Annotated in this window: 11 protein-coding genes; 5 read left to right on the forward strand and 6 right to left on the reverse strand. The window is 40.7% G+C overall.

The features are described from left to right. Window positions 1–58 precede the first annotated feature (58 nt). Window positions 59–979 (forward strand): RluA family pseudouridine synthase, encoded by a 921-nt coding sequence (locus tag V7654_RS09900; protein ID WP_335430175.1) that lies wholly within the window; start codon window positions 59–61, stop codon window positions 977–979. 100 nt (window positions 980–1,079) lie between these two features. On the opposite strand, the gene V7654_RS09905 is transcribed toward V7654_RS09900, so the two are convergent. The 4 genes from V7654_RS09905 to V7654_RS09920 form a co-directional block, all read right to left on the reverse strand. After that, window positions 1,080–1,340 carry a GlsB/YeaQ/YmgE family stress response membrane protein gene (locus V7654_RS09905; protein ID WP_335430234.1) on the reverse strand — a complete coding sequence of 87 codons (261 nt, stop codon included), beginning with the start codon at window positions 1,338–1,340 and terminating at the stop codon, window positions 1,080–1,082. Between the two features lie 161 nt (window positions 1,341–1,501). Further along, the gene (locus V7654_RS09910) at window positions 1,502–1,717 is read right to left on the reverse strand and encodes a hypothetical protein (protein ID WP_335430176.1); all 216 of its coding nucleotides are present in this window, start codon (window positions 1,715–1,717) and stop codon (window positions 1,502–1,504) included. A 100-nt stretch (window positions 1,718–1,817) separates the two neighbouring features. Then, entirely contained in the window at window positions 1,818–1,985 is a 168-nt protein-coding gene (locus V7654_RS09915) for a hypothetical protein (RefSeq protein ID WP_335430177.1), read from the reverse strand. Window positions 1,986–1,993: 8 nt separating this feature from the next. Continuing rightward, on the reverse strand, window positions 1,994–2,821 hold the full coding sequence (locus V7654_RS09920) for an aldo/keto reductase (RefSeq protein WP_335430178.1): 828 nt from the start codon (window positions 2,819–2,821) through the stop codon (window positions 1,994–1,996). Between the two features lie 394 nt (window positions 2,822–3,215). Between V7654_RS09920 and V7654_RS09925 the strand changes: the two genes are divergently transcribed. Beyond that, window positions 3,216–3,833 carry a DUF47 domain-containing protein gene (locus V7654_RS09925; RefSeq protein ID WP_335430179.1) on the forward strand — a complete coding sequence of 206 codons (618 nt, stop codon included), beginning with the start codon at window positions 3,216–3,218 and terminating at the stop codon, window positions 3,831–3,833. A gap of 12 nt (window positions 3,834–3,845) precedes the next feature. Next, the gene (locus tag V7654_RS09930; RefSeq protein ID WP_335430180.1) at window positions 3,846–4,844 is read left to right on the forward strand and encodes an inorganic phosphate transporter; all 999 of its coding nucleotides are present in this window, start codon (window positions 3,846–3,848) and stop codon (window positions 4,842–4,844) included. Between the two features lie 44 nt (window positions 4,845–4,888). On the opposite strand, the gene V7654_RS09935 is transcribed toward V7654_RS09930, so the two are convergent. Beyond that, window positions 4,889–5,272: a DUF302 domain-containing protein gene (locus V7654_RS09935; RefSeq protein ID WP_335430181.1), complete on the reverse strand. Its 384-nt coding sequence runs from the start codon at window positions 5,270–5,272 to the stop codon at window positions 4,889–4,891. Window positions 5,273–5,407: 135 nt separating this feature from the next. Next, window positions 5,408–5,587, reverse strand: coding sequence for an H-type small acid-soluble spore protein (locus V7654_RS09940; RefSeq protein WP_335430182.1), 180 nt, complete (start codon window positions 5,585–5,587; stop codon window positions 5,408–5,410). A 299-nt stretch (window positions 5,588–5,886) separates the two neighbouring features. Between V7654_RS09940 and V7654_RS09945 the strand changes: the two genes are divergently transcribed. Together V7654_RS09945 and V7654_RS09950 are read left to right on the forward strand one after the other, a co-directional pair. Next, the gene (locus tag V7654_RS09945) at window positions 5,887–7,728 is read left to right on the forward strand and encodes a dihydroorotate dehydrogenase (RefSeq protein ID WP_335430183.1); all 1,842 of its coding nucleotides are present in this window, start codon (window positions 5,887–5,889) and stop codon (window positions 7,726–7,728) included. A 400-nt stretch (window positions 7,729–8,128) separates the two neighbouring features. Beyond that, window positions 8,129–9,430 (forward strand): NCS2 family permease, encoded by a 1,302-nt coding sequence (locus tag V7654_RS09950; RefSeq protein WP_335430184.1) that lies wholly within the window; start codon window positions 8,129–8,131, stop codon window positions 9,428–9,430. The last annotated feature ends 135 nt before the right edge of the window (window positions 9,431–9,565 follow it).

A 9,565-nucleotide genomic window follows, 5' to 3' on the forward strand; every position in this document is an offset into this window, starting at 1 on the left:
AATCAACAGCCTTGTTTAAGATAGCCTAAATAATAAATATACATGTCAGGAGAATTATATGATTCAATCAAACAAAAAAGGTGATTGGTTTGAAATCATCCTTCCAGCTGAGTGGGAAAAGTATACTCTCGAATCTCTTTTCAAAGATTTTTGGCAAGCTCCCAAGAAAATAGTCCATACCTATCGTATGGAAAAAAAGGTTCGCATCAATGGCAAAAGCCCTGATTGGACTCTCCCTTTAATTAAAGGGGAGCGTTTGCAGCTAAACCTCTTTGTTGAAGAAGAGATGACTGTGGTGCCGGACTACCATAATGTTGAGATTATTTTTGAAGATGACCATTTGATTGTCTTCAATAAGCCCGCTGGAATGGATACCCATCCAAATGAACCAGAACAGACAGGGACACTTGCCAATGCAGCAGCTTTTCATATGCAGGCAAATGGCGAACCTGGCCGGCCTCGTCATGTGCACAGGCTGGATCGTGATACGACTGGAGCGGTTCTATTTGCCAAAAATGCTTTAATTGGTGCAATATTTGATAAAATGCTTGAAGATCGTCATATCAAAAGAACCTATCTTGCCCTTGCAGACGGAATCATCCGACAAAATAAAGGAATAATCGATCAGCCGATCGGCCGTGACCGTCACCATCCAAATAGAAGAAGAGTGTCAGAAACTGGCCAAAAAGCCATCACACATTTTAAAGTTTTAGAGCGATTCAAACAAAAGGATTTGACTCTTTTGCAATGTTCACTCGATACTGGCAGGACACATCAAATCCGTGTGCATTTCAGTCATCTCGGCCATCCGCTTGCTGGAGATTCCCTATATGAAGGCAGCACAGAATTTAATCGACAGGCATTGCATGCAGTCAAACTCGAATTAATCCATCCGTTTACACAGGAAAAAATCATATGCCATGCACCTTTTATCGACCAGCCGCCAATTTTCTTTAATATAAATCCTTACGATATCTAAAAAAACGGAGCCGGAAAATGTTTCCGGCTCCGTTTTTGATTTCAAAGTACTTGCGCCCATAAAAAAAAATCCTTCCGATCACTCGGAAGGATTTTTTTTATTAATGACGGTCAGCTTTACGCATGCTGCGCATTACAAGGCTGACAATGAATACTAATGCAATAGCACCAATCAGTGCTGGGACAATTGCAAAGTCAGCAACTACCGGACCCCAATCTCCTAGGATTGCTTGTCCAATCCAAGCACCAACAAAACCTGCGATAATGTTACCAATTACTCCACCTGGAATATCTCTTCCAAGGATTAATCCTGCTAACCATCCAATAATACCACCAATAATTAATGCCCAAAGAAAACTCATCATTTGTTTTTCCTCCTTAAAATTGTAGATGTAATGTTATCAAGTAGTAGAAGTGCTAAGGGGTTTTACACCCTTTTCAAAGAGTTCAACTGCAGTGATTATTAAAATTAGGCTGCACTGAAATTGTTTGCTTCCCGGGAGCATTTCAGCTTGCTCTAATCTTAACTTACCTCTTTACCGATGTTCTTAAACCAAGTTTTTTTCTGCAGCCTTCCAAGCAGTGATTCTAGGAATGAACTGCCGTCCATCCTTGTTGCTGCTGCTTGTACACCTACATTACCACCTATAACAGAAGTTAAAACCTGAAGGTATAAAATTTGCTCCGTAAAGCATTTTGTCCATGCAGCAGTTTCAACTCTTATTTTTAATGTGTCCAAATTTAAAAATAAAAAACGGGCTGATTAAACTTCAGCCCGAAAAAGATTAAATATTTTATTTAACCCATCCAGCCATATGAATTGTGCCTGGAGACTAATGCTATACGGCAGTTTCAACCTCTTCAGCCATTTTTTCATCCTGAGCAACAGTTACCGATGTACTATATGGATTTCCGTCCGCAGCTAATATTGCTGGATCAGTATATCTAGGAGCAGCAATGATTGCATCACAGTGCATAATAGTTGTATATAAAAAATTGATTCTCATTTTGTGTTTTAAAAATCTATATTATCAGGATCTGCCCCAAAACGCTGATTTTGATTTAGGGCGTCAATCATTTCCATCTCTGCTTGAGTTAATTCAAATTCAAAGATATCAGCATTTTCTTTTAGCCTTGATGGTGTGACCGATTTGGGAATAGCAATGATTTGATTTTGGAGATGCCATCTTAATATTACTTGTGCAGATGATTTATTATGGCTATCAGCTATTTTTTTTAGAGCTGGCTCATCCAGGAACCTTCCTCTTGAAAGCGGAGACCATGCCTCAACCTTTATTTCGTGCAGCTGGCAAAATTCACGCAGATTTTCCTGTGAAAACAATGGATGCAGTTCGACCTGATTGACTACTGGCTTCTCTTCGCTATGCATAAGCAAGTCTTCGAGATGGTGTATCTTAAAATTACTAACCCCGATTGCTTTGACCCTGCCTTCTCTATATAATTTCTCCAACGCACGCCATGTCTCAATATATTGGCCTTTCACTGGCCAATGAACAAGATAGAGGTCCAGATAATCTAGTCCGAGCTTTTCCATGCTTGTCTCAAAAGCCTTCAAAGTTGACTCGTAACCCTGGTCAGAGTTCCATACCTTTGTAGTAATAAACAATTCTTCTCTTGGTATACTGCTGTTGCGAATTGCCCTTCCAACACCCTCCTCATTCATGTAAAACGAGGCTGTATCAATGAGACGATACCCTAAATCTAACGCATTCTGGATCGTTTCATCAATCTGGCTGCCCTCTTCTACTTTATAAACTCCTAGACCGAAAGCTGGAATTTCCACTCCATTATGTAAAACCACTTTATCAAAAATCGTAGCCATGATATCCCTCCTTCCATCTTATTTTATCCTTGGAGGCAATCGAAGACAATTAAAAGCGGCTGCCCAACCACACAGCCGCTGATCTATATTAACGGCTTTTGGGCCGAAGTTTTCTTTTGAAGCATTGCTGATATTAGGTCATTTCCCGGCAAAATTTTGTCCTAAACAGCGGTTAAGCCTATTTTTTTTAAATGGGCTTAACCGCATCAATTCGTTTACAATCCCTTCAAAAAAGGTAAGAATTATTAACTGGTCGTAAATTGTAAAAATATAAACATAGCTAATATTAAGATTTTGTAAATTTTTCATCAAACATCTTCATATTTCGACAGCTATCGGATAAAATTAATTTCGCTCTAAAATATTTTATTTGGATAAATGTGGGGGTTACACTATGGTTTTCAGAAAAAAAGACAAATTCGCAGGCTTGCTTACGGACATTTCAGTGAATTTAAAGGAAAGCAGTGAATATTTTGCTGATTTCAAACTTAACAATGCAAGCGATTTAAAGATTTTCACTGAAAAAATGAAGGATATGGAAACAAAAGGTGACAACATGATGCATGAAGTTATCATGGAATTGAACAACGCCTTTATCACACCTATTGAAAGAGAAGATATTCTAGCCCTTTCAATGAGCATGGATGATGTTCTTGATGGAATGGAGCACTGCGCTAACTTATTCGATATGTACTCAATTACCAAAGCAGATGACTTCATGCTGCAGTTCGTTGCAGCGATCAAGAGTGCTTCTTTCGAAATCGAACAAGCAGTACAGCTGCTGACAACAAAAAAATTAAAGCAGATCAGAGAACATGCAATCCGAATTAAGGATCTTGAATCTAAATGTGATGGTGTACTCCGCCAATCAATTAAGCATCTATTTTCAGTTGAAAAAGACCCAATCCGAATTATTCAGTTCAAAGAAATTTACGAAGGTCTTGAAGAAATCGCAGACAGCTGCCAGGATGTTGCAAACACCCTTGAGAGCATTGTCATGAAAAACGCGTAAGGAGCCTGAAAAATGGATGTAGTATTTATCATAACAGCATTAATTGTCATCTTTGCCCTGGCATTTGACTTTATCAACGGTTTTCATGATACCGCTAATGCCATTGCCACATCAGTGTCCACCAAGGCTTTGAAGCCTCGCCATGCAATCCTTATGGCTGCCATTATGAACTTTGTTGGTGCAATGACTTTTACGGGAGTAGCAAAAACCATTACTAAAGACATTGTGGATCCATTCACTTTACAAAATGGTTCACTCGTAATCCTTGCAGCGTTAATCGCGGCTATATTCTGGAATCTTTTAACATGGTATTATGGTATCCCAAGCAGCTCGTCACATGCCATCATTGGTTCAATTGCTGGTGCGGCTATTGCTGCAGCTGGACTTGATGCCCTAAACTACACAGGATTTTTGAAAATCCTCCAGGCACTGATATTTTCACCACTTCTTGCCTTTGTAATAGGTTATATAGTTTACAGCATTTTCAAAGTAGTTTTTAAGAATAATAACTTAGCAAAAACAAATAGGAACTTCCGATATTTCCAGATCGTGACAGCAGCATTACAATCGTTCACACATGGAACGAATGATGCTCAGAAAGCGATGGGAATCATCACCATGGCACTGATTGCAAATGGTTTTCATTCGACAGATGACATTCCCTTCTGGGTTCAATTGTCATGTGCGATCGCTATGGGTCTTGGCACCTCAGTCGGCGGCTGGAAAATCATTAAAACGGTTGGCGGAAACATCATGAAAATCCGTCCTGTTAATGGAGTAGCAGCAGATATAACAGGAGCCATGGTTATTTTCGGAGCTACATTTATCCACTTGCCAGTAAGTACAACCCACGTAATTTCTTCAGGAATCCTTGGGGTAGGTACTGCACACAGAGTCAAGGGTGTTAAATGGACAACTGCCCAGCGCATGATCATTACCTGGGTTATTACGCTGCCAATTTCTGCAACTGTTGCGGCCATTTCTTACTTTATCTTAAACGCCATTTTTTAACATATCAAAAGCCCAAGGATCAATTCCCTGGGCTTTTTAATGCTTTATTGTATGCTGTCAATTGCACCAATCAATCTTTTCTCAATGTCCGCAGCAATCGCCTGCAGCTCTTCATCTTCAACGAGTTTAATCAATTCAGTAGGCTTTGGAAGGCCAACCTTTGTTGATCCATTCTCCTTGTATACAACAATTTTACATGGCAGGAAGTAGCTCACAAGCGGGCTTTTCTCAAGAACCCGCTTCGCCTCATGTGGATTGCAGACCTCCAGGATCATGTAATCCCCATCAAGTTCTACACCCTTGCCAGCAAGTGTTTCTTTCATATTTAAAGACCATAGAACACCAAACTTTTCGTTTTTTAGGCTGGCTTCGAGTGCTGAAACCGCCTCATTCAACGACTTATCCACTTCAACTGTATAATGGAACATGCTCATCTCTCCTTTCATTTAAAAAAGTACCTCTAAAAAACAGATGATAAACCTCTATAGGTATAATAAATATTGTGCCATATAAAAAAACCGCCGTACACAAATTTGCATCCCGGCGGCAGTATTGATGAATTTTCACCTTTCCTGAAGCTCTGTAATTTCCACAGTTGATCTTTCCTCCATAGGTCCTCGCAGATGAACAGTAGCAGTCCTGCCATCTTCGTTCAGCTGGTCAATCCAAACCGAAGCTCCATTGTAAACAACATCAATTTCAGCAGATGATGATAGGATTTGTTTTACTCGCTTTGCATCCATATTTTCCATACCTCCACAATCATTTTCCCCTCTATTTTTTCTTGAAGTATTTCTTTTTATTCAAGTAACTGCAACAGTCTTCTTCTTTTGAGTATATCTATATCATCTTGCTTGTTGATTTCCGCTGTAATCAACAAAATACTTTATCCACAATGAGTTTTAACATGGCACTAAGATAAAAATTCTTCTTTTCCCCTTCTGATAATATCCTTAACGAAATGGAACTGATTACGTTAAAATAGAAGATGACCTTCATTCATTTTTATAAATGGATTTGGCAAACAAAAGGGGTGGAAATTATGCCTGATTGGTCTTATCATCCAATGTTTAAGCCCTGGCTGACGCGTTTGCCTGGTAATTCAGGCCGTGAATTCATTCATAAAGGGATGTCCATGATTGCCAATATTCCTGGCGGGACCCATTTTATAGAATTTCTCGGCCATATGGCTCCGTCAGAAAAATTAACAAAGAACCTGTTCGGTCTTGAATTCCAAAGCCCGGTTGGACTGAGTGGAATAATAGATCCCCAGCTTTCTGGAATCCAAGCATTTCCTCATCTCGGCTTTGGGTTCATTGAAGTCGGACCGGTAACATCCTTGCCATCCGTACCTGATGCAGCAACATTCCTTTCCAAAAAAGATTCGGCCCTTATTTTACCCGAAAAAACAGAGTCGATCGGGTTAGTGGCAACCATCAGTAGATTAAAAACGCTGCGTAGGCAACAAAATCCACTTTTAATCAGGCTTGGCGAACCGGAAGCTGCTAGTGAAGAATTGGCTGATTCAGGAGATATATTTATTATTGGATTGGATCTAATTAAAAGCATTCAAGAATTAACTTGTTTAAAACGAATTTTAAGAAACAAACCTGTTCTTTTTGCCATTAAGCATAGTCAGACGGCTGAAAGTTTGCCTAAGATTAAGGCGTTAAGCTCTTTGGCAAGCGGAATAGTGATTGATGAGGTTGATTATTTAAAAGATGGGGCAAGAAAGATTCCTTTAAAACAGATAGATGGCATGCTCGATGCTCTCCGACTGCTAAAAAAAGAGATCGATCTCCCGTTGATCACCTCCGGCGGGATTTTAGAGCCGGCTGACGGCCGTGCGCTTTTAACAGGAGGGGCAGAGCTAATCTTTCTGTCAGGAGGCTATGTCTCCACAGGGCCGGGTCTGCCTAAAAGAATCCATGAAGCCTTGCTCGATACCAGACAGAAAGCAAATGAGGAATTTCCCGGATGGATTTGGTTTTGGCTTTTTGGATTATTCATACTCCTTGGCGGTACGATTGCGTTATTTTTCAGTTTAACGAAGGTGGTCCTTTTTTATGATGAAGCGTTCATGCAAATGAGCAGGCTTGAATTAATGGCATTGAATCCTAATCTCTACAAATTCATGTCTCACGACCGCATGACTCTCGCTGGAACAATGATTTCTGGAGGATTCATTTATATGCAGCTGGCGAGGCATGGTATTCGGTATGGAATTCACTGGACAAGAAGGGCTTTCAATATTGCGGCCATCATTGGATTCCTTGGAATCTTGCTTTTCATCGGTTTTGGATATTTCGATTGGCTACATGGCTTGTTCTGGCTCATTCTCCTCCCGCTTTACATTGTCGGATACAGGAAAACCAGTCTAGCCCATCAACCACCAACTTCAAAAAACCGCACTAACCATGCTCTTTGGAAAAAAGCAGTATTAGGACAGCTGCTGTTTGTCATGCTCGGATTTTCTTTTGTCATCGGGGGGGCTGTCATATCGTCAATCGGAGCAACTAATGTCTTTGTGGATACAGATCTAAAATATATTTGCATGACACCGGAGCAAATGAATGAGCTAAATGATAAACTTATACCTGTCATTGCCCATGATCGTGCCGGTTTTGGCAGCGCGCTTTTAAGTGTTGGCTTATTGGTGTTAATGCTGGCGCTATGGGGATTTCATGAAGGGGCATCCTGGATGTGGAGAACATTTCTTTTTGGCGGCATTCCGGCATTCACTACGGGTATCCTTACGCATTTGTATATTAGGTATATTGATTTTATCCACCTGCTCCCTGCCTATCTTGCACTGGCAATGTATTTAGCAGGATTATGGCTGTCTAAAGATTTTTTTATGAAAGAAAATGAGAAGTCCGTATAACAATGTTTTTCTATTAGTTGGGTAATACTATTGAGTAAAGGCTCTTTTGAGTCTTTTTTTATTGGCTGTTTTCGTAACCAATGTTGCTATAGATTAGGGTTGACTTCCACTCCAGGATTCTCGCTTTCCGCGGGGCAGGCGGTGAGCCTCCTCGTCGCTAAAAGCGCCTGTGGGGTCTCACCTGTCCCGCTGATCCCGCAGGAGTCTCGTACCTTCCGTTCTAGTAAAGGATTTGTTATAAAAATCATTTCAAAACAACAATCTTTTAATAACATCCTTTTTATTTTCTATAATTAAACGATTGGCAGCTTCTTTTAAAAATTATCTCTTGTAAACTCAGTTAAAAACGAATATTATATTATTTGTGTTTAAAATCGTTCGTATTTTTGGAGGAACTTTAATGTTTAAATTGAAAGAGAACAACACGAATGTTAAAACAGAAATGATGGCGGGTATTACCACATTTTTCACGATGGTATATATCGTTGTAGTTAATCCAATCATCCTGGCTGATGCCGGTGTCCCTTTTGATCAGGTTTTTACAGCAACAATTATTGCTGCTGTTATCGGTACTCTATGGATGGCTTTGTTTGCTAATTATCCGATTGCCATTGCACCCGGAATGGGACTGAACGCTTACTTTGCCTATTCTGTCGTTGGCAATCATCAAAACATTACGTATGAAACAGCTTTTGCTGCCGTTTTTATCGCGGGTTTACTATTTGTTATCCTTTCCCTCACATCTTTCAGGGAAAAATTAATTGAAGCAATCCCTGTTAATTTAAAGCACGGCATCACTGCCGGAATTGGTCTTTTCATCGCTTTTATTGGTCTTCGCCTAACTGGGATTGTTGCGGATCATCCAACAAACCTGGTTGCTCTTGGTGATCTACACTCACCATCTGCATTGCTCGCTTTGGCGGGTCTTGCGATTACACTTGTGCTTTTGATGCTGAATATCAATGGTGCGTTATTCTTTGGAATGGTGATTACCGGAATTATCGCCTACTTTACAGGTCAATTGAATTTCGAACAGGGTTTCATGTCTCTCCCTTCGCTTCCTGAAGGCATGATTGTGCTGAACCCTTGGACTGCCTTAATGGATGTTGTCCACAACAGCTTATACGCAGTTGTCTTTTCTTTCATCCTTGTCACGATTTTTGATACAACGGGAACGATGATCGGAGTTGCCCACCAGGCTGGTCTGATGAAGGGCGATTCTATGCCAAGAGCAAGAGAAGCCTTGCTATCCGACTCTATCGCTACAGCTGTAGGTGCCATGTTCGGTACAAGCCCAACAACTGCTTACATTGAATCTTCATCAGGTGTAGCTGCGGGCGGACGTACAGGACTGACTTCATTGACTGTAGCAGTTCTATTCATTGTGGCAGCATTCTTTGGCCCTCTTGTCGGCGCAGTGTCCGGTTTGGCTGCCATTACTGCTCCAGCTTTGATCATTGTCGGCAGCTTAATGATGGGCAGCATCTCAAAGATTAATTGGAACGAGCTAGATGAAGCTTTCCCAGCGTTCCTGATTATTTTGAGCATGCCGCTGACTTCCAGTATCGCAACGGGAATTGCCCTTGGATTCATCTCTTATCCTTTGCTAAAAGTAGTAAAAGGAAGATGGCGCGAGGTTCATCCTTTGCTTTATATCTTCGCAGTGCTGTTCTTCTACCAGCTCGCATTTTTACCGCATTAATATTTGAACGCGCATTAAGCGGGTTCTCAGACTGTAGACAAACACGATAAAAGCGAGCTTGTCTACAGTTTTTCAATTGGTTGGAAAGTAAAACATGTCTGTTGATTTCCGTTCCAGGCGCTTCGCTTTCCGCGG

This window comes from Bacillus sp. JJ1609, from assembly GCF_036967045.1.
Lineage (GTDB): Bacteria > Bacillota > Bacilli > Bacillales > Cytobacillaceae > Mesobacillus.

Bases quoted from the DNA above. Each gene is read 5' to 3' on its own strand.
- V7654_RS09940 (WP_335430182.1), bottom strand. From the start codon at position 5,587: ATGGATGCAAAGCGAGTAAAACAAATCCTATCATCATCTGCTGAAATT.
- V7654_RS09925 (WP_335430179.1), top strand. From the start codon at position 3,216: ATGGTTTTCAGAAAAAAAGACAAATTCGCAGGCTTGCTTACGGACATT.
- V7654_RS09915 (WP_335430177.1), bottom strand. From the start codon at position 1,985: ATGAGAATCAATTTTTTATATACAACTATTATGCACTGTGATGCAATC.
- V7654_RS09900 (WP_335430175.1), top strand. From the start codon at position 59: ATGATTCAATCAAACAAAAAAGGTGATTGGTTTGAAATCATCCTTCCA.
- V7654_RS09920 (WP_335430178.1), bottom strand. From the start codon at position 2,821: ATGGCTACGATTTTTGATAAAGTGGTTTTACATAATGGAGTGGAAATT.
- V7654_RS09950 (WP_335430184.1), top strand. From the start codon at position 8,129: ATGTTTAAATTGAAAGAGAACAACACGAATGTTAAAACAGAAATGATG.
- V7654_RS09945 (WP_335430183.1), top strand. From the start codon at position 5,887: ATGCCTGATTGGTCTTATCATCCAATGTTTAAGCCCTGGCTGACGCGT.
- V7654_RS09935 (WP_335430181.1), bottom strand. From the start codon at position 5,272: ATGTTCCATTATACAGTTGAAGTGGATAAGTCGTTGAATGAGGCGGTT.
- V7654_RS09905 (WP_335430234.1), bottom strand. From the start codon at position 1,340: ATGAGTTTTCTTTGGGCATTAATTATTGGTGGTATTATTGGATGGTTA.
- V7654_RS09930 (WP_335430180.1), top strand. From the start codon at position 3,846: ATGGATGTAGTATTTATCATAACAGCATTAATTGTCATCTTTGCCCTG.